Origin of the sequence: Lactococcus sp. UBA7128, from assembly GCF_002492185.1 — a bacterium.
Taxonomy (GTDB): Bacteria; Bacillota; Bacilli; order Lactobacillales; family Streptococcaceae; genus Lactococcus; species Lactococcus muris.
In genome coordinates, this window is the sequence record NZ_DKXK01000080.1 from 23,155 (window position 1) to 42,307 (window position 19,153).

Below are 19,153 nucleotides of genomic sequence, written 5' to 3' on the forward strand. Positions count from 1 at the left end.
ATGAATGGAGTTTTAAACTTTATTGTCTCTGTTGCGACAACTCCCGCACTTCTTGTTGGACTAATCGCGATGCTCGGCCTTATTTTACAAAAGAAACCAGCTACAGCTGTTATTCAAGGTTCTGTTAAAACTTTTGCTGGATTCTTAGTTTTGGTCGGTGGTGCTGGGATTTTAGTTGGTGCTCTTGCACCCTTTGCGGACATGTTTCAACATGCCTTTAATGTTAAAGGGATTGTCCCAACAAACGAGGGTGTCGTTGCTCTAGCTCTGGTTGAGTATGGGACACCAACAGCTTTGATCATGCTTGTTGGAATGATTGTCAATATCTTGTTGGCGCGTTTTACAAGATTTAAGTACATCTTCTTAACAGGTCAGGCTATGCTCTATGTTTCCTGTATGGCAGCGGTTATTCTTGTTTCAGCAGGAATGGGGCAAAGCTGGCAAACAATCCTTCTTGGGGGTATCTTTGAAGGAACACTCTTGACTGTTACCCCAGCGCTCTGTCAGCCTTTCATGCGTAAAATTACGGGAACAGACAATGTTGCCATGGGGCATACAGGAAATATTGGTTATGCTCTTGCTGGTTGGTTAGGGAAAACACTGGGTAATCCAGATCCTGAAAAATCAACAGAAAAACTTAACATTCCTAAATCACTTGGATTTTTACGTGACTCAACAGTATCGATTTCCTTGTTGATGGCCGTAGTTTACATTCTTCTCGCAATTGCTGCAGGGCCAGCATATGTTGAGGGTGAGCTCTCTGGTGGCACAAACTTTGTAATCTTTTCATTAGTTCAAGCAGGAACTTTTGCAGCAGGTTTCGTTGTAGTCCTCCAAGGGGTACGTATGATTTTGGCAGAAATAGTTCCAGCCTTCCAAGGGATTGCGCAAAAGTTAGTTCCTAACTCAAAGCCTGCTTTGGATGTTCCTATCGTCTTTCCTTACGCACCTAATGCTGTATTGATTGGATTCTTTGTTTCATTTATTACAGGGTGCTTGTCAATGGCTGCTATGCTTGTCATGGGAACAACAGTTATTATTCCAGGTGTTGTTGGACATTTCTTCTGCGGTGCAGCAGCCGCAATTTTTGGTAATGCCTATGGTGGGCGCCGTGGCGCAGTGATTGGATCATTTGCCAATGGCTTACTCTTATCATGGCTTCCACTGTTCATCATTCCATCATTGGGCGCCTTTGGAGCTGGGGCATCAGCGACCTTTGCCGATACGGACTATCTGATTCCAGGTATTATTATTGGCCGTGTTGGAGAGATGGGAACTGTAGCTATTGCTACACTCATTCTCGGTTTCTTGGCTGTTGTTTTAATCCTTAGTGCAGTTTTAAATGCCCGTGATAAATCAAAAGCTTAAACACTTGTAGATGCGCACAAAAATCAGTTTCCATTGGGGAAATCTGATTTTTTAATAAGGCGAAAATAAAAAACGTTTTCAATTATGTTATAATAAGATGTATGACTAAAAGATTAAATGGAGATAAGTATGTTCGACTACACTGATCAGTTGGCTGTAAATTCAATCCGTACATTGTCAATGGATGCTATCCAAAGGGCAAATTCTGGACATCCAGGTTTACCCATGGGGGCAGCGCCAATGGCTTATGTACTTTGGAGCAAATTCTTGAATGTGAACCCACAAACAGGACGTAAGTGGTCTAACCGTGACCGTTTTGTTCTTTCCGCGGGTCACGGTTCAGCAATGCTCTACAGCCTTTTACACTTAGCAGGCTATAAAGTATCCATGGATGATTTGAAAAACTTCCGCCAGTGGCAATCAAAAACTCCTGGTCACCCAGAAGTTGACTGGACAGACGGTGTAGAAGCTACCACAGGTCCTTTGGGACAAGGTATTGCTAATGCGGTTGGTATGGCGATGGCTGAAGCGCATTTGGCAGCAACCTATAACAAGCCTGGTTTTGATATCGTGGACCATTATACTTACGCCCTCAATGGGGATGGTGACCTTATGGAAGGGGTCTCACAAGAAGCAGCTTCACTGGCTGGGAAACTGAAACTTGGAAAACTTATTCTTTTCTACGATTCAAACAATATCTCGCTTGATGGTGATTTGGACAAATCATTTATTGACGACATTAAAATGCGTTTTGAAAGCTATGGCTGGCAACATATTTTGGTTAAGGATGGCAATGACTTGACCGAAATCGCAGCAGCAGTAGAGCAAGCAAAAGCAGAAACAGGGAAACCAACAATTATTGAAGTGAAAACGATAATTGGTTATGGTGCTGAAAAACAAGGAACTTCAGCAGTACACGGTGCACCGCTTGGAGCAGAAGGCATCGAATTTGCTAAGAAGGCTTACGGCTGGGATTACCCAGAATTCACTGTACCTGAGGCAGTCACTGAACGTTTCCGTCAAACACTCAATGCACGTGGCGAAGCACTGGAACAAGTCTGGAACGATACCTTTAAAGCTTATGCTGAAAAATATCCAGAACTTGCGGAACAATATGCCAAAGCATTTGAAAATGAGACGCCGGAACTTGATTTAAGCAAACACGAAGTGGGGTCAAGCAAAGCCTCACGTGTCACATCACAAGAAGCTATCCAAGAGCTTTCAGCACAAATGCCTAACCTTTGGGGGGGCTCAGCTGACTTGTCAGCCTCCAACAATACAATGGCGAAAAATGATACAGACTTCATGCCAGATAACTACGCAGGTCGTAACATCTGGTTTGGTGTTCGTGAGTTTGCCATGGGAGCCATTATGAACGGCATTGCCCTTCATGGGGGTACACGTGTTTATGGCGGTACATTCTTCGTCTTTAGTAACTATATGCTTCCAGCAGTACGTATGGCTGCCTTGCAAGAATTGCCAGTCACATACGTTTGGACGCATGATTCTATCGCTGTTGGTGAAGATGGGCCAACACATGAACCCGTTGAGCAGTTGGCCTCAGTGCGTGCTATGCCAAACTTGGACACGATTCGTCCTGCAGATGGCAACGAAGTTGTTGCAGCATGGCGCCGTGCAGTTTCAAGTAAAAAACGCCCAACTGCACTTGTTTTGACACGTCAAAACTTGCCAGTACTTGAAGGAACAGCACAGTTGGCTGAAGAAGGCTTAAACCGTGGTGCCTACATTCTCTCTAAAGAAGAAGGTGAACTTGAAGGGATTATCATTGCGACAGGTTCAGAAGTTGCACTTGCACTTGAAGCGAAAAAAGAACTCGGAAAAGGTGTCCGTGTCGTTTCTATGCCGTCAATGAATATCTTTGATGAACAATCTGAAGAGTACAAAGAAGAACTTCTTCCGAAAAATGTATGCTGCCGCTTGGCTGTCGAAGCAGGTACAAGCTTCGGCTGGGCCAAATACATCGGTTTAGCTGGAGCTACTGTAACAGTAGACAAATGGGGCGCTTCAGCACCTGCAAATGTTATTTTGCCAGAATATGGCTTTACAGTAGAAAATGTTGTAAAAACATATAAAGAAATGAAAGACAATTGTCCTAAAGGCTGTTGTTAATCTCAGGCAATATCGTGAAAAATTTTTGTTGCCCTCAGGGGAGCATATTATGTTATAATAGTTTCATGCGATGAGTCGATGTTCTACTTTGGTAGATTATTGAAGCACAGGAGTTCTGGAGCATTAAGTTGTTCGTGCAGGAAGCATGAGAACTTGTCAGTGTGTGTGAACCACTCTGACACAGCGAAAGTTGCCTAACAAAGCCTCTCCGTTTGGGAGGCTTTTTTTCTTTGTAAGAAACAACACATATTTTATGGTTTTCTTTAAGAAATCAGGAGAAACATTTAAGGATAAAAGGATGCCTTTTTTGAGAGAAAGGCAGAAGCATTAACTATTTTGTTCCCAAATAACAGAGGAAAATCAATGAACGAAATAAAGACAGGGTAAAGTGAGCAACTGATAAGTGCTGATAAAAGTTGCTTCCCTTAGAGTACTTATCTTAGAGCTGTAACTCCAAGTCTGATTATAGACGATGAGCAGGTGAAAAGTCCTATTTTGCTATAGTGAACAGGATGTATTGTTTGATGTATAGAAATATATGTGATAATATAGTTATTTAAATGAAATATACGTAATATAACTAAAGTAAAAGGGAGATTTTTCAATATGAAAATCGTTATCATAGGCACAAATCACGCTGGTATTGCTGCTGCAAATACATTATTAGATAAGTACCCAGGCCATGAAATTGTCATGATTGACCGCAACAGCAATATGAGCTACCTTGGGTGTGGTACTGCGCTTTGGGTAGGGCGTCAGATTGACCAACCCCACGAGTTATTTTATGCTCGTCCAGAAGATTTTGAAGCAAAAGGCGCGACGGTTCTTACTGAAACAGAAGTTTCCACTATTGATTTTCAGAAGAAGCAAGTACACGCGACAGCAAAAACTGGCGAAACTTTGGTGGGAGATTATGATAAGCTCATTCTTGCCATGGGTTCAAGACCAATTATTCCTAAAATTTTAGGCAACGAGTTAGAAGGGATTCATTTTCTTAAACTTTTCCAAGAAGGGCAAGCAGTTGATGAAGAATTTGCTAAAGAGAGCGTGAAACGTATTGCTGTTATTGGCGCAGGATATATTGGGACAGAGATTGCTGAAGCCGCAAAACGCCGCGGTAAGGAAGTATTATTATTTGATGCAGAGGCTACCTCTCTTGCTTCGTATTACGATGAAGACTTTGCCAAAGGAATGGATGAAAATCTTTCAAAACAGGGGATTGAATTACACTTTGGGGAGATTGCCCAAGAATTTAAGGGCACAAATGGTCGTGTTTCACAGATTGTGACCAATAAGGACAGCTATGACGTTGATATGGTAATCAACTGTATCGGCTTTACAGCAAACAGTGCTCTGGCAAGTGATCAACTTGAAACATTAAGAAACGGAGCGATTAAAGTAGACAAGCATCAACAAACGAGTGATCCAGATGTCTACGCTGTAGGAGATGTAGCAAGTATTTATTCAAATGCTTTACAGAACTTTACCTACATCGCACTCGCTTCAAATGCTGTCCGCTCAGGGATTGTCGCAGGTCATAATATCGGGGGAACATCTCTGGAATCAGCAGGTGTTCAGGGTTCTAATGGTATCTCTATTTTTGGCTATAACATGACTTCAACAGGATTTTCAGTTAAGGCGGCGGAGAGATTTGGACTAGATGTGAGCTACACGGACTTTGAGGATAAGCAAAAGGCTTGGTTCTTGCATGAAGACAATGATACAGTCAAGATTCGTATTGTTTATGAAAAAGAAAGTCGTCGTATCGTGGGGGCTCAAATGGCCAGCTATAGCGAGATTATCGCCGGAAATATCAACATGTTTAGTTTAGCAATTCAGGAACAGAAAACAATTGATGAACTTGCGCTGCTTGACCTTTTCTTTTTACCGCATTTCAATAGTCCGTATAATTACATGACTGTTGCTGCTTTGAACGCAAAGTAATTGCTCATATAAAAAATCGTGAAGAATTTTCTTTACGATTTTTTTGTTAGACTCAAATTTTAAGCTGTAATCTATAAACAATCGGATAGAAAATTAAAAAAATTGCGGCACGCCTCTTTTTCTGTTAGGCTATTTGACATTTATTCAATATAGTGTAATATTAGATAAATAAAAAAGAGAGTTGGAGGAAGTGTTGCTTGTTAAAATATTTAGACGAAGATGATTTAAAAAAACTGAAGATACTCTATTATCTTGAAAATCACCATCTTTCTACAATTCTTTTTGATGAGTTGATGGAAGAAGTTAAGATTAATAACTATCAAGTGAAAAAACTGCTATCAGAAATAAAGGCAGAAATTAAGACCTGGAAGTTAGAGCGCTATTATCTCATCGATTTGCAGACCAAGAAAAGTTATGTGCGTTATGAAAGGAAGACTCAAGGGAACATAATGATTCTTTTGAATCACTATGTGCAAAGGTCTCAGATGCAATCGCTTGTAAGAGCTATATTTACAGAGGAAGTCAACAAAATTGCGGATTTGGAAGAAATAGTTTTTTTATCCAAATCATCAACCTATAAGCTTGTAAAAAAGTTTTCTGACTTGACAGTAGAGTATGGGATTTCCATTGATAAAAACATGAGGTTTTCAGGTGAAGAATGGATGATTAGAGAGTTTGTTTATAACTTTTATCTCTCCCTTTATGGTGACTTCTACAAGATTTTTTCGAGTGATGTTGCCGCAAATCTTAGTCTGATGATAGCGGGTTTAGAAAAAATAAACGGACTTTTTACTCAGGACCTTACCTTAACAGATAAAACGAAACTATCGTATCGTCTCTTTGTCATTTATACGAGAAATTATCTTGGAAATAAAACAAAAGCTGAAGCTTTTATGAAAGGAAATAGTCCTTTTATTGCACCTATCCAAGAACTTCTAAAAGAGTTTCTCAAGGGGGCAGATCATGAAATATTAGAAGAAGCTCATGAGCTGCTCTACTTTCTTTCAAGTGAGGGTATAACGGAAGAGTGTAGTTTTAAGATGCCAGAGAAGGTTCTTCAACTGACAAGGGAATTTACAGAAACTTTCAGTGAAAAATTTGGGGAGCATGAATCTGAGTTTGAAAAAGCCGAAACTCAAAGAGAATTAAATAATATTCACTTGAGATTACTCATTTCCTTAAGAGCAAACTTTGATTCTTCTAGTCTCAATGATTTTAAATTTATGGGAGAAAATTATGAAGAAATAGAAATCTTTTGCTATAACTTCGTTAATCAAAAGATGATGTCTTCCGAAGATGGCGATTTATTTCAAGAAAAACATGAGGCACTTGCGCGTGAATATATGTTTTTGTTGCTCTGCTATACCTCTGTTCACAAAACGCGGAAAACGGTCAAAATATGTGTTGATTTCTCCTATGGAGTATCTTATAACCAGTATATTTTGAGAAATATAAAATCTTTGGGTTTTTTAAATATTGAAGCAAGTATTGGAGGGGACAGAGAAAACATTGATATTTATTTGTCCAACTTGCCCTCCCTAGACGTTGAGGCAGAGCAAATCATTTGGGCTTCTCCTCCCACCTCTTATGACTGGGAATTTTTTGGAAACAGCGTGGTGAGGATAAAGAAAGACAGCCTAGACTCTTAATATTGTTAAAAAATCGTAAATTCATTTTTTCGATTTTTTGTTTTATTTTTATTTTTGAACAAAAAATAAAAATGATTTCTTTCATGTGAAATGTTAGAATTAGTGAATACAATGACATATTTCGGAGGAAGGCTGCATGAAGAAAATAAGGAAAAATTTATGGGTTCTGCTTTTATTAATTTTAATACCATTTAGTTTTATGAATTTTTCTGTAACAGCTGCCTCTTATGAAGGATATGGGCAAACAGGATTTTATGGAGAATATCATCCTCCAAAAGATAAGGAGAATACCCTGTCATCTGCAGAAAAAAGGGAAGCAGGGATGGCAAAAAGTGAAAAGATACCAGATGCAGGTGATGGCTCAAATGCAAAATTTATAGTTTTTGCTCTCTTGCCTTTTTTGTTGGCGATGTTCTTGATGAAAACTTTGAAGGAAGAACAGACAATTTTCTAAAAGTAACAACTCAAAATCAATCCAAGTAGAGGAGGGAAGATGTATATAAAAATGATAATTTTTTCACTGTGGCTTTTTCTTTCCTTACAGTTCGTCCTAATAGGAGCAGCCGACGACAAAACTAGAGCTTACAGAGGAAATGCTGAACTTACCTATACCCCATCTGATGCAGTCTCGCCACCCGTAAATCCAGAAAATCCAGATGTTCCTGCTGAACCGATTAACCCAGATGATACCAAGCCGAATAAAGGTACCGGGGGTAATCTTTCTATTGATTTTGCAAGCAGTTTTGATTTTGGGATGAATGAAATTTCGAATAAAAATCAAGTTTATTTTGCCCAAGCTCAACGTTACTATAATTCCTCGCTTGTGACACCAAATTTTATTCAAATAACGGACAATAGAGGGACACTTAAGGGCTGGACTTTAAAAGTTTATGAAGAAAAACAGTTTAAAACAAGGAAATCGTCAAAGTATGAGGAGTTGAAAGGGGCTTCTCTGTCTTTTCTAAAATCAACAGCAGTAACGAATGGCGATTCAAAACATCCCAAGCCCTATGAGGTTATTAATCTGACACCAAGAGTGGAAACAATGATTGCTCAAGCAGAAAGAGGTGAGGGAGCTGGGACATGGATTATTCGCTGGGGAGGAAAAGAAGATTTGTTCAAAAAGGAGCTATTCGCTGGTAAAGAAAAGCTTGAAAAATACTTTACCTCCTCTGTTAGCTTGTATGTTCCCGGAATTACGCCTAAAGCCCCCGCTGATTATCGTACAAAATTAACTTGGATACTCAGTGAGCTTCCAGACAACCAATAAATTGCGAAAAGGACGATCTTTGATGAAAAAAATAAATATAAAAACAGCGAAGATGGCTTCTTGGCTTGTTTGTGGTCTGATCTTATTATCTTTTAGTTCGACAGAGCTAACATCTCAAACATCTGCTGAGGCTGCTGAAGTTCTGAACCCCATTTCGCCAGATACGACAGTAAGGCCCGAGGATCCAGAAACGATACCTGCTCCTCAAGAACCAAGAACAGAGAAAACAAAAAAATGTCCTTCTAAGTCGTCTGAACCAATAAAAAAAGAAAAACGTGAAAAGGAAAATAAAAAGAAAAAGAAGGCCAAGTATTTCTTTGCACCAGACACTGCTGTCTCCCTTCAAAATTCGAAAAAAGTGCGCATGTTGGATGGAGAAGCTTTGCAGTCAACCAACACTGGAAGAGTCCTCTCTAGCATGTCAGGGAGATTACTCTTCGGAGAAAAATAGACGTATAAAGCATTTGTATGAGCTTAAACAAAAAATAAACCCATCGTGAAGAGGGAGTTTAAAAAATTCGGCTTATCGAGAGTCTATCAAAATGAAACCACAGGATTGGGGTTTCATTTTTTGTTTTCACGAGCTATTGTCATTTTCAGTAGCCTGTTTAAAATTTCCAAATATATATTAAAAATATTCCTGACAAAAAGATAGCAAAAAATAGTGGCAGTAGAAATTTTATCCAATAGGTTTTGCTATGCGCTTTTTGAATAATCTCTTTCTGATGAGTAAAAGAAGCGTGAGCTTTTTTAGATGGAGTGGCTACTTTTTTAGCAGTGACAAGAACACGGTAGGGAGTAGTTGTCGCGCTATTGCAAGTAATAAGAAGCAGATAATTAGGCCCCTTATCTTCAAGAGCAGCGAGGTCTGTTTCTTTGATGATGCGATTGGACTCAACTTTATAACTGTAATACTCATCAAAATAACGCACATAAACATCCGCATGCTTTTTTAAGGACTGGACACCACCAAAGAGAAGACTAGAGTCATACTGAACATGATGCCCAATGAGCGTTAAGCTTTGTTGATCCGGCTGGCGTTTGGGAAAGAGACTTACAATACCACGAGCCATATTTTCCTTTGTCAAACCTATAAAAATTGGTTGGTTGACAGAAGCACTGGGAATGATTACCTGCCCAACAGCAGTTTTATCTTTATTGCTGTAGGATTTTACCACATCCCTCAGATTAGGAGCTTCAATAAGCTCAGGCTCCGCAATTCTCTCAGGCAAAGTATTTGTTATATCTGGTTTTTTTATCAGTTGGGAATGGCTTGCTAGTCCAAAATATTTTGAAAAGGGAATGGAGAGAACTCCGAGCATTGAAAGAGTGAGTAAAGTAATCAGGGTTTTTAGGCGCTTTTTCTTCATTTTTAGTCCATTTCTTATTTTTTCAATCATAACAAAATGAAAAAATTTTGTAAATAATTCCTTTTTTTCTGAAATCAATATCGAGTAAAGCAAGAGGGTGTATTTTCAGCTTGGAAGAAATAGAGCAGCGCTATTATTGGCTTTTAAGCGTATTTTTTTTAAAATTTTTTTTGAAAAAAATAATAAAAAATGAAAATCTCAAAATAAGATTGACTAGAGAATGAAGGGTATGCTTAAATAGATTTGTGGTTTAAAGTGATTGACGTCTAACTTTATTACCTCATTTTAATAAAACCTTAAAAGAATTGGAGAGGGAATGTAAAAAAGTTTTTATTACTTTCATGACTATCTTTGAGCCCATAATGACTGAATCCCAAGTGAACAGTAGATATTATAAAATGCAAAAACGTGCGGACTTGGTCGAAAAGCGGACTTCAAATAATCAGGAAATGAGTAATACTTGAACAGCATTCCAAAAGAACAGCTTGAAAGATTTATTTCAAATTGTAGGAGATTAAAATATCTTGCTTTATCTAGTGACCTCCAGTTTAGGAGGCGAACAAATACCCCCTTGACAGTGAACATTACTCAAATTCATGGCTGTCACAAATTACAAAGAACCAAAGGAATACCATAAACTTATGAATAAAATTTATATCAAATCAGCAGCAGCGCTTGCAGCCTTGATGCTGGTTGGCCCACTTATTGCACCCCCAGTTTTTGCTGCAAACGCGAACTATGATACTTCAGGGGACGTGAAGTTCGTAACAGGAGATACGGGAACCAAACCCGTGGATCCAACAGATCCTGAGAAACCAGTAACACCAGAAAATCCAGACCCAACGGATCCAGTAAAACCACCTGTTGAAGTAACAAAGGGATTGAGTTTAGACTTTGCTTCTAGTTTAGCTTTTGGTAAGCAAAAAATCAGCGCGAAAAGTGAAACATACTATGCTCATGGTCAAAAAATACTTGATGGAAATGGTGCGGTTTCTGGCATTGTGCCAAACTATGCACAAGTGACTGATGTACGTGGAAACTTTGCAGGATGGACCCTTTCTGTGGCAACAGACGGACAATTTAGAGAAAAGGGAACGGACATCACAAGCACACCCGAAACAGCTGCACCTCTTGGAACATACTTGACTGGCGCCGACCTCAAGTTCAGCAAGGGTGTAACAAACGGTACAGTAACTCCTGCAAAACCTTCTAATGTTAATTCAGCAACATTTTCCTTAAATACCTCTGATCAAGTTCTGATGTCAGCCAAAGCAAATGAAGGGATGGGAACTTGGACATACGCTCTAGGTGCTACAGCAGATTACGATTCGAGTGCACGCTCTCAGGATGCTGTAGCGGCTCAATCTCCAATTACCCTCACTGTTCCGGGAAGTACTGCTAAAAAGGCAGCAGCTTACACAACAACCCTGATCTGGAAACTTTCAGATACACCAGGAAATTAGAGGATGTGCTGGTTAACGAAAGGCAGGTGGAATGAGAAAAAATCTGTGTACAGTGTAGCTTTACTTCTAGTTTTTATGATTTTCACGAGCGTTTCAGAGAAGAGCAAAGCTGACTCTGAAGACCATCCAGCATTGGGACAAATTAATTTTCTTGCAGGAAGCAAGATAACCCCGCCGATTAGCCCAGGTCCAGAGCATCCAGGAGTTCCTGTTTCTCCAGTCTGGCCGGGAGGAGTTACTCCTGCTCCGGGAACAGCAGGTCCTTTATCAATAGATTATGCCTCCTCTTTTGACTTTGGAGTTAATGCTATCTCGGCTCAGGATAAAATCTATTATGCCAAAGCGCAAAAATATCATGCTTCAACACTCGAAACACCTAATTATGTCCAAGTGACAGACAACCGAGGAACACTGGGGGGCTGGACGCTGAAAGTCTTAGAGGTGACTCAGTTTCATCAAGGAAAACCAGAAGCAAAATATCCCGATTTGAAAGGAGCAATGCTCTCCTTGAAAAAACCAGAAGCAGTGTCAGAAAATACGGATACAGCGCCAAAACCTCAAGAAGTGATTGATCTTGTCCCCGGGAAAGAAACTCTTGTGGCAGCAGCAGATAAGGGTGCAGGCGCCGGAACTTGGATGATACGTTGGGGAAGCAGACTCGTAGAGCAAAGGACACTTAATAAAGAGGGACAATGGGTAAAAGAAAGTTTTAACACAGATGTTCAACTTTTCGTCCCCGGAAAAACATTTAAAGATTCAACCTTCTATACAACACAACTAAAATGGATACTGTCTGAACTTCCTCAGAACAGTTAGAGAGATAAAAATAAGGAAAAATAAATATTGAAAACGAAAAAAATTCTTTCTTTCGCATTACTGACTTTACTTGCTTCATCTGCTGGAGTATCGACAGTCTTTGCTGCCGATGAAGCTGTTTATAATTCAAAAGGAGAAGTGGCTTACACCCCTTCAACTAAACCAACGGATCCTGTCGATCCCACTGATCCTACAAAGCCAGTTAAACCCGTTGATCCTACCGATCCAAACGGCCCCAATCCTGGTACGGATGGACCTCTATCTATTGACTATGCTTCCAGCTTTGACTTTGGCAGCCAAGAAATCACTTCAGCAGATAGAACATACAATGCTGCCGCAAATCCAATTTCCGATGGTTCAACTCGTCCAAACTGGGTTCAAGTGACGGATAATCGTGGGACATTTGCAGGCTGGTCTCTTTCTGTCCAAGCGACAGAATTTACAACGGGTGCAGCAGGGACAGGCTCAACTTTGACTGGTGCTCAATTAACACTTGCAAATGGTCGTCTTGTTTCCATCTCTGATGCACCTGCAAATAAGTCCGTTTCTTCAGTAACTTTAACGCCGGGAGCTTCGTCAGGTACGATACTTGGTGCAAGTTCTGGTAAAGGTGCAGGGACAAACTTGCTCGTATGGGGAGATGACACAAGTAAAGGTTCATCAGTATCCTTGTTTGTTCCGGGTAAAACGACAAAGTTAGCTACGACTTATAAATCTACGGTTACATGGGCACTAACAGATACTCCTGCGAACTAGCGTTTGAGCTTTCGGAAGATTGTTACAGCTGAAAAGTTTAAGCTGAGACTCCTTCCTTAAAAAGATTACATCACTCTAAATTTTTCAGCAAATTATATTTTCCTCTCTCTTGTGGAATAAAGAGAGAAGAAAATAAGTCATTATTTATAAAATTACTATTTGTATTTCGCAGATTATTATCGAGGTTAAACAAAAAATGAAAAACTTAAAAAAGTGGGTCACTCTTATATTGGCTCTAGCAGGGATGTTTATCTTTGTAAATCCAGCCTTTGCCAACCAATTTAACTTTAGTGTCAAGGCCATACTTCCTGACAATCAAGCAAGTAAAGCTTCGTATTTTGACCTCTTAATGAATCCCAGTCAAACACAGACGCTTACAGTTGAGCTGAGTAACTCAACAGATAAATCAGTTACTGTTGAGCAAGGACTAGCCAGTGCAACAACAAATTTGAATGGTGTAGTGGAATACTCCCCGAACAGTATAAAACCTGATGCTTCTTTAAAATATAATATGAAGGACTATGTGAAACTTGATGAAGAAATAGTCCTAGAGCCAAAAAGTACAAAAACTGTAAAGATTACTGTCAAAATGCCTGATTCGGCATTCAAAGGTTATATGGCCGGAGGACTTACTTATAAAGAAAAGCAAGGTTCAAAAAAGACAGCAGATACAAAAGGAATCAGTATCCAAAATGAATATGCCTATGTTATTGCCCTTTTGCTGAGTCAATCAAATGAAAAAGTGGCTCCGGATCTCAAACTCACAAAAGTTTCAGCAGGTCAAGTCAATTATCGAAATGTGATTAATGCCAACTTACAAAATCCAAGTATGGGCTATCTGAATCAGATGCAACTTTCAGCAACTGTCAAAGGTATTGACAACCCTAAGCTGGAATATAAGTCAAGCAAAGAGATGATGCAGATGGCTCCCAACTCCAACTTTGATTACCCTTTGTCATTGAATGGAGAGAAGTTACAACCGGGTAAATATCAAATGAAGATGGTTGTGCACGGGCAAAAAGATGAAAATGGAAGCTATGTGGTCAAAGATGAAAAAGGCAATGAAACAAGATACAAATATGAATGGACATTCGTACAAGATTTCGAAATTACAGCGGACAAAGCGCGGGAGCTTAATGCGAAAGATGTCACCATAAAGCAAGACAGTTCTTGGATTAAGTGGTTAATCATTGTTCTCATCTTCTTGTTCCTCATTCTTATCTTCTTCTTTATCCTTTGGAAACGTCGCAAAAAAGACCAAGAGGAGGATGAGAAAACAGCACGTATAGCTGAACTTGAGAAAAGATTGAATGAAAAAGATATCGAGAATTAAGGAAGCAATCACTGTTTTACTTATTAGCTGAACTTGCTGTATTTTAGACACTAAGGATGAAAGAAATGAAGAAAATTACAATATGCTCACTCTTATTCCTAACGAGCTTTTTGGGTTTGATGGTAAATGGAGAAAGCATCGCTGCCCAAGAAAATGCAGGAGCAGACTTCTCAGCACGTCCTCTACTTGAAGAACGTCAGATAGACGATAAATTAGGGTATTGGTGGTTAAATGTCAAAAGTGGTGAAGAACTCACTTTATACATCCAAATAAACAACGGCAAGCAGAAAAATACATTTTATATCACATCAAATCAAGCCATCACGAATTCAAATTTTGTTATAGACTATGGCTTGAAAGAAGACGAAACTAAAAACTTTCTTTCACATACAAAAGTCTTTGACTTTTACAGAGATGTTTTGATTGGCGAAAAGAAAGGTTCAGGAAGTGCTACAGTAGTGTTGCAGCCGGGAGAGTCTAAAAAAATTCCTCTGAGAGTTAGAATTCCTAGTTCTTGGACAAATAAGATTGCAATAGGGGGGATCAATGTGACGCGACGTGCGAATGAGGTAGAGAAAGAACAAAGCTTATTAAACATTTATAGTTCAGCTTTTGCTCTGATTTTGCAGTCTGGTGAACGGGACAAGTCGGCCTCTCTCGCGCTTTCAGCTGGTGAGATGAAAACAGATGAACAATTCATTCGTCTTAAAAATACTAAGAATGTATTGCAAGAGAAAACTCAGCTCAGTGTATCTATAAAAGATAGAAAGGGAAATCTTTATTCAAGCTTAGATTATCCTTCGGGAACAGTGGTACCTTATGCCGATATTCTCCTCCCTTTACAGGTGAAAAAAGCGTTGGACAAAGGTGGCGAGTATAAACTAGATATTGAAGCGAGGCAGGAGAACAAAACATTAAAAGAAGTCTATCTGCTTAGAGTGGACAGTGAAGGCAAGGTTCAGGTTAGCCCCCAAAGTGCTAAACAAAAAGCCAAGGCAAACTTTTTATGGCTGGGTGCTTTGGCTCTAGGTGGGGGAGTGACTGGGTTTATTAGTTATAGTCTAAAGCGAAGAAGGGAGAAAAATTGAAAAGAAAAATGAAACTCATTTTTTATACAGCTTTGACTCTTATAGCTAACGTAACATTTATTTCACCTGTTCATGCAGATGTACAGATTGATACAAATAATGGCAGTGCGGATACATATATTAATGTCACTGCACCTGCGACAGATAACTTATATCTTACTCAAGCTCCAGACTTTAACTTTTCAAATACAGAAGCTACGACAACTGGCGCTATAAGCACTAAAGGAACGCAACCCTATACTATCGTCAATATCACAGGGAATTCTAATGGCTATAATTTGCAGCAAAAGATAAGTGAGTTTACAGGAAATATTAATGGTAAGCCAACGGTTTTACCCTTAAAATATTTTAAGATTAGCGTTGCAGACAATGCTTCTGGCACGATAAAGGGAAATCCTGCTGTCAATATCCTTGGGCAAGCGGGAAGGGTCTTAACTGGACAGAGAAACGCTCAGGGAAACCAAAAGAGTGGAGGTGTCACTGCTGAAATGCAATTGGACACCACACGAGAAATAAAGCCCGGCGCTTATCAAGCAACAATCACAAATACACTTGTTCAAGGACTATAGGGAAATGAATTTATGACATTAAGTAAAAAATATCTTGCTCCATTCTTTATAACAGCTATGATTTTGATACTGCTCGGAATCGGAAGAAATGTAGATGCAGCAGTGTTAAGCGGCCGTATTGATACCACTGGGGCAATCACAGGTCAGGCAGGAGCGACTTACTATGATACGGACAGTTGGAAAGATATGATGGATACCTACCATCATGTTAGACCCAATGCTGCTTCAAACAGGACAGTCTATTTTAACGTTGTTCGAGATGTGCCAGGCGCTCCTGATATTGGAGGTTATAATTACGCAAATACTGGAAATACCAATAATGGCGTTTCGATTGTTGAGGGCAAAAGTTTATCCATCAATGGGAATGGACGACGACTTTATCTTGATACAGATACCAACTACACGACAGCAGGGGCGGGTTCTGGTGCAGGGGCAGGATATATCCGAGGTCCTTTCCGTGTACCAAACTCAGGTGTTTCACAGTTTACGGTCTTGGAGGTGAAAAATGCCTACATCATAAACAATATTACTGGAGGAATTTTTCAGTCTGTTGGAAGAGGTGGTTCTGAACCAACCTTTGTCTATCAAGATGTTACAGTGAGCAATGGAGCACCAACAGCTGGTGCTCAACCTATCCGTAATGACAACGGTCGAATATTGTTTTTCGGTAATAATACCTTTAATATCCGACAAAATAATAATATGACCACGGTGGGCTTGACCGGCGCTGATAATCAAGGGGAGTGGATTCAAGGTGGGAAGTGGGTTGAAGTTGTTTCAGGGACGACAACTTTAAACCAAAACTGGGGCTGGGATCAACCTTTTTATACCTATAATAATAACGCTCATACACTGAAAGTTGCGGATAATGCGCGTTTGGTTTGGAATCTTAATGATACATATTGTATGTATTATGATGATGGTAATAGTGGTCCGATGGTTTGGGATATTGGTGATAATGCTTCCTTTGATATCAAAGGAACAGAAAATACAGCTGCACGAAACAACGGAGGCTGGTTTTTAGCTGTAGCCAATAACTCTTGGACACTGAATATCGGAAATAACGGCAGACTTGCCGTAACTACTGGCGGTGGAAACATCAATCTCAATGGTTTTGTAGGTACAGGAGTTGTGCGCTGGAACATTGGGCAAAATGCTAGCTTACTCTTAAATAACTTGAAAACAACAGCGAGTCTCGTGGCTGGAAGTCCAGGAGTAGGAAGCGGTATGATGCTTAATGATTCTAAGGTCGTAACCTTAAACACGGCTGGGGGTTCAGTGTTTGATTATACTGTGAATGCAAATAATAATTTTCCAATCACAATTACAGGAAGGGGTTTAAGAACACATACCTCAACGACAGCAGCACGCTTTGATACAGCAAAGTTAGATTTAGTGGCACCTAATCGAAATAATTTAGGAACGCGTGATGTTTGGTACAGGCAAAATACAGGCCGAATAACGGGGTTGGGTGCTATTACAGACTCTGCATTAACGCCGAATAACTATTCTAGAGTGGATTTAGTTAATATGAATAATGCCCGCTATATTTCTTGGTACCAGCCAATTGGGCTCTGGTTAGATGCAGGGCAATCTTCTATGACACGAACTTTTAATATATCACTCAATCCGAATGATGCTAATGGGACACCTGCTAACGGGTCTTGGTCAAATTTGATCAATGGTAACGCAGCTCAACGACTCGTTCTAGGAGATGATAGGGGACAGGCGCCTAATTTTCATCTTACTGTAACCATGATGGAAAATAATTTTTCTGACCGTCTGAGCTATTACTGGAGTGATCCAGCAAATAAGGAGAATACGGCAGAATTTAGGAAAGGAATAGCACTTCCCATTGTATCTGTTACTTCGGATGCAAAGCTTCCGTCCTATATTTCGATGGCTAATGCTGGTCAAAATTATACCGTGAATGTTCCAAGCTCAGCTGGCATAAGGATTAGAGCAAAAAACACATTACTTTCACAAACAGGGACACGAGCTGGTATCTTTAAATATACCCTTGCGCACGGTCCAGCATAAAGAAGAGGAGAAAAATGAAACGTCTTTTTATAATAAATGTAGTTTTATCACTTGCTCTTCTAAATAGTATCACTACAAATAAAATTTCTGCAGCGGTGCCTCACATTTCTCAAAAGGCTACAATCACTATCACACTGAAACTTTCAGCCCAAAATATAATTATTTCAGAAACTACCGCAAAAAGTCTCACTGAAAGTCAGCTGAAATCTCTTATGAATGTTGCTGGAGAAAATCTGGCAGGACTTCAACTTGATGCGAATACAATCAAGACAGCAAATGCTGGTTTAGAAGGTCGAGATTATCTTGACATTCCTGTCACATGGACGACAAGCTATGAAAAGGCACAGGCACATCTCGTCCTTGTGGCAGATGAAGCGGTCATATCTTCAGACAGACAAAAGGCTGTGAATGCTTACCCTGTGACATTGGGACAAGATATAGCCAATGAAATAGGAGCGAGCAGGAATCAAGAAAAACTTGACTTTTACACGCGTGCAAAAGCTTATCAGGCAGACGGCACTGTTTCTCCAGCAGTATTAGCTAATGCGGGCGAATATTTTTCTGCTTTAAAGAATGCTGCATCAAATGACGTTGTCCCCATTACTTATAACTTCTCTGCTGCTGATAAAACACTTTCTAAGTCTGTAGATGTCACAATTTTTAGCGGAAGCCTTAACTTTACAAGCGCACCCTCAATAATGAGTTTTGGACAATTGAAAGTTAAAACAAGCAGCCTAAGAGCGTTTCCAAGCTACGATCAGGATGTTGTGGTAACTGATACAAGAGAGGTATCTAAAAATACAGGATGGACAATGTTTGTAAAAGAAAATCATCCTTTAGTCGAGGTGGATGAGTCAGGAGTAGCTCTTGCAGGAGGACGGTCGTTAGTTGGAGCGCTTTGGTTTAGTGCTGATGGTGTAAACAAAACAATGCTGTCAGCCAATAACACACTCGTTCATAGCGAGCTTGCAGGAACAAAAGGCGGCACGTTTAATCTGAGCCAAAATTGGAATGGAACAACTCAGAAAGGTATCTATCTAGAGGTACCTGTTACTCAACAATATGCAGCAAAATATCAAGGTGGGTTGACTTGGACCTTATCTGACGTACCAAGTAATTAAGTAAATCTGTGATGAACCACATGAAAAAATAAAAGGGGATAGAGAATTGTAAAAAGAGAAAGTGAGAAGTACTTTCATGAAGTCAAGAAGCTCCAGCCTAGACTGGAGCTTCTTTTGTCCACTTTTCAGGCACGGACTACGGAAGCCAGAAGTCAACCCACATGGAAGTTCCCTCCGCTTTTCTCATCAAACACTCATTTCATTTGACCTTTTTTTATACTATAGACTCAGAAAGT

16 protein-coding genes are annotated in these 19,153 nt (G+C 39.7%); 15 read left to right on the forward strand and 1 reads right to left on the reverse strand.

Features of this window, described 5'->3' with window-relative positions; genetic code table 11:
- The 7 genes from B4H39_RS08855 (at position 1) to B4H39_RS08885 (ending at position 8,812) form a co-directional block, all read left to right on the forward strand.
- Positions 1-1,368, forward strand: a complete 1,368-nt coding sequence (locus B4H39_RS08855) for a PTS ascorbate transporter subunit IIC (RefSeq protein WP_202230934.1) — start codon at positions 1-3, stop codon at positions 1,366-1,368.
- 129 nt (positions 1,369-1,497) lie between these two features.
- On the forward strand, positions 1,498-3,498 hold the full coding sequence (tkt, locus tag B4H39_RS08860; protein ID WP_251421352.1) for a transketolase: 2,001 nt from the start codon (positions 1,498-1,500) through the stop codon (positions 3,496-3,498).
- A gap of 606 nt (positions 3,499-4,104) precedes the next feature.
- A complete protein-coding gene (gene nox, locus B4H39_RS08865) occupies positions 4,105-5,442 on the forward strand; it encodes a H2O-forming NADH oxidase (protein WP_251421349.1) in 1,338 nt (445 codons plus the stop codon).
- A 197-nt stretch (positions 5,443-5,639) separates the two neighbouring features.
- A complete protein-coding gene (locus B4H39_RS08870; protein WP_202230931.1) occupies positions 5,640-7,091 on the forward strand; it encodes a helix-turn-helix domain-containing protein in 1,452 nt (483 codons plus the stop codon).
- 136 nt (positions 7,092-7,227) lie between these two features.
- Positions 7,228-7,545, forward strand: a complete 318-nt coding sequence (locus B4H39_RS08875) for a hypothetical protein (RefSeq protein WP_251421346.1) — start codon at positions 7,228-7,230, stop codon at positions 7,543-7,545.
- Positions 7,546-7,584: 39 nt separating this feature from the next.
- A complete protein-coding gene (locus tag B4H39_RS08880) occupies positions 7,585-8,361 on the forward strand; it encodes a WxL domain-containing protein (protein WP_251421343.1) in 777 nt (258 codons plus the stop codon).
- Between the two features lie 22 nt (positions 8,362-8,383).
- Positions 8,384-8,812, forward strand: a complete 429-nt coding sequence (locus B4H39_RS08885; protein ID WP_251421341.1) for a hypothetical protein — start codon at positions 8,384-8,386, stop codon at positions 8,810-8,812.
- Positions 8,813-8,969: 157 nt separating this feature from the next.
- On the opposite strand, the gene B4H39_RS08890 is transcribed toward B4H39_RS08885, so the two are convergent.
- Positions 8,970-9,761 (reverse strand): class A sortase, encoded by a 792-nt coding sequence (locus tag B4H39_RS08890; protein WP_251421338.1) that lies wholly within the window; start codon positions 9,759-9,761, stop codon positions 8,970-8,972.
- 611 nt (positions 9,762-10,372) lie between these two features.
- Between B4H39_RS08890 and B4H39_RS08895 the strand changes: the two genes are divergently transcribed.
- The 8 genes from B4H39_RS08895 (at position 10,373) to B4H39_RS08930 (ending at position 18,917) form a co-directional block, all read left to right on the forward strand.
- Complete coding sequence (locus tag B4H39_RS08895; protein WP_202230928.1) at positions 10,373-11,194, forward strand: WxL domain-containing protein; 822 nt, start codon at positions 10,373-10,375, stop codon at positions 11,192-11,194.
- Positions 11,195-11,197: 3 nt separating this feature from the next.
- Positions 11,198-12,010 carry a WxL domain-containing protein gene (locus tag B4H39_RS08900; RefSeq protein ID WP_251421335.1) on the forward strand — a complete coding sequence of 271 codons (813 nt, stop codon included), beginning with the start codon at positions 11,198-11,200 and terminating at the stop codon, positions 12,008-12,010.
- Positions 12,011-12,037: 27 nt separating this feature from the next.
- Positions 12,038-12,766, forward strand: a complete 729-nt coding sequence (locus tag B4H39_RS08905; protein ID WP_251421331.1) for a WxL domain-containing protein — start codon at positions 12,038-12,040, stop codon at positions 12,764-12,766.
- A 196-nt stretch (positions 12,767-12,962) separates the two neighbouring features.
- Positions 12,963-14,099, forward strand: coding sequence for a DUF916 and DUF3324 domain-containing protein (locus tag B4H39_RS08910; protein ID WP_251421328.1), 1,137 nt, complete (start codon positions 12,963-12,965; stop codon positions 14,097-14,099).
- 65 nt (positions 14,100-14,164) lie between these two features.
- On the forward strand, positions 14,165-15,187 hold the full coding sequence (locus tag B4H39_RS08915; RefSeq protein WP_251421326.1) for a DUF916 domain-containing protein: 1,023 nt from the start codon (positions 14,165-14,167) through the stop codon (positions 15,185-15,187).
- The gene (locus B4H39_RS08920; RefSeq protein ID WP_271328190.1) at positions 15,184-15,756 is read left to right on the forward strand and encodes a hypothetical protein; all 573 of its coding nucleotides are present in this window, start codon (positions 15,184-15,186) and stop codon (positions 15,754-15,756) included. The genes B4H39_RS08915 and B4H39_RS08920 overlap by 4 nt, the downstream gene beginning before the upstream one ends.
- A 12-nt stretch (positions 15,757-15,768) precedes the next feature.
- The gene (locus tag B4H39_RS08925; RefSeq protein ID WP_251421321.1) at positions 15,769-17,796 is read left to right on the forward strand and encodes an RTX toxin; all 2,028 of its coding nucleotides are present in this window, start codon (positions 15,769-15,771) and stop codon (positions 17,794-17,796) included.
- Between the two features lie 14 nt (positions 17,797-17,810).
- Positions 17,811-18,917, forward strand: a complete 1,107-nt coding sequence (locus tag B4H39_RS08930) for a WxL domain-containing protein (protein ID WP_251421319.1) — start codon at positions 17,811-17,813, stop codon at positions 18,915-18,917.
- Positions 18,918-19,153: the final 236 nt, after the last annotated feature.

Bases quoted from the DNA above. Each gene is read 5' to 3' on its own strand.
- B4H39_RS08855 (WP_202230934.1), top strand. From the start codon at position 1: ATGAATGGAGTTTTAAACTTTATTGTCTCTGTTGCGACAACTCCCGCA.
- tkt (WP_251421352.1), top strand. From the start codon at position 1,498: ATGTTCGACTACACTGATCAGTTGGCTGTAAATTCAATCCGTACATTG.
- nox (WP_251421349.1), top strand. From the start codon at position 4,105: ATGAAAATCGTTATCATAGGCACAAATCACGCTGGTATTGCTGCTGCA.
- B4H39_RS08875 (WP_251421346.1), top strand. From the start codon at position 7,228: ATGAAGAAAATAAGGAAAAATTTATGGGTTCTGCTTTTATTAATTTTA.
- B4H39_RS08880 (WP_251421343.1), top strand. From the start codon at position 7,585: ATGTATATAAAAATGATAATTTTTTCACTGTGGCTTTTTCTTTCCTTA.
- B4H39_RS08885 (WP_251421341.1), top strand. From the start codon at position 8,384: ATGAAAAAAATAAATATAAAAACAGCGAAGATGGCTTCTTGGCTTGTT.
- B4H39_RS08890 (WP_251421338.1), bottom strand. From the start codon at position 9,761: ATGATTGAAAAAATAAGAAATGGACTAAAAATGAAGAAAAAGCGCCTA.
- B4H39_RS08895 (WP_202230928.1), top strand. From the start codon at position 10,373: ATGAATAAAATTTATATCAAATCAGCAGCAGCGCTTGCAGCCTTGATG.
- B4H39_RS08900 (WP_251421335.1), top strand. From the start codon at position 11,198: ATGTGCTGGTTAACGAAAGGCAGGTGGAATGAGAAAAAATCTGTGTAC.
- B4H39_RS08910 (WP_251421328.1), top strand. From the start codon at position 12,963: ATGAAAAACTTAAAAAAGTGGGTCACTCTTATATTGGCTCTAGCAGGG.
- B4H39_RS08915 (WP_251421326.1), top strand. From the start codon at position 14,165: ATGAAGAAAATTACAATATGCTCACTCTTATTCCTAACGAGCTTTTTG.
- B4H39_RS08925 (WP_251421321.1), top strand. From the start codon at position 15,769: ATGACATTAAGTAAAAAATATCTTGCTCCATTCTTTATAACAGCTATG.
- B4H39_RS08930 (WP_251421319.1), top strand. From the start codon at position 17,811: ATGAAACGTCTTTTTATAATAAATGTAGTTTTATCACTTGCTCTTCTA.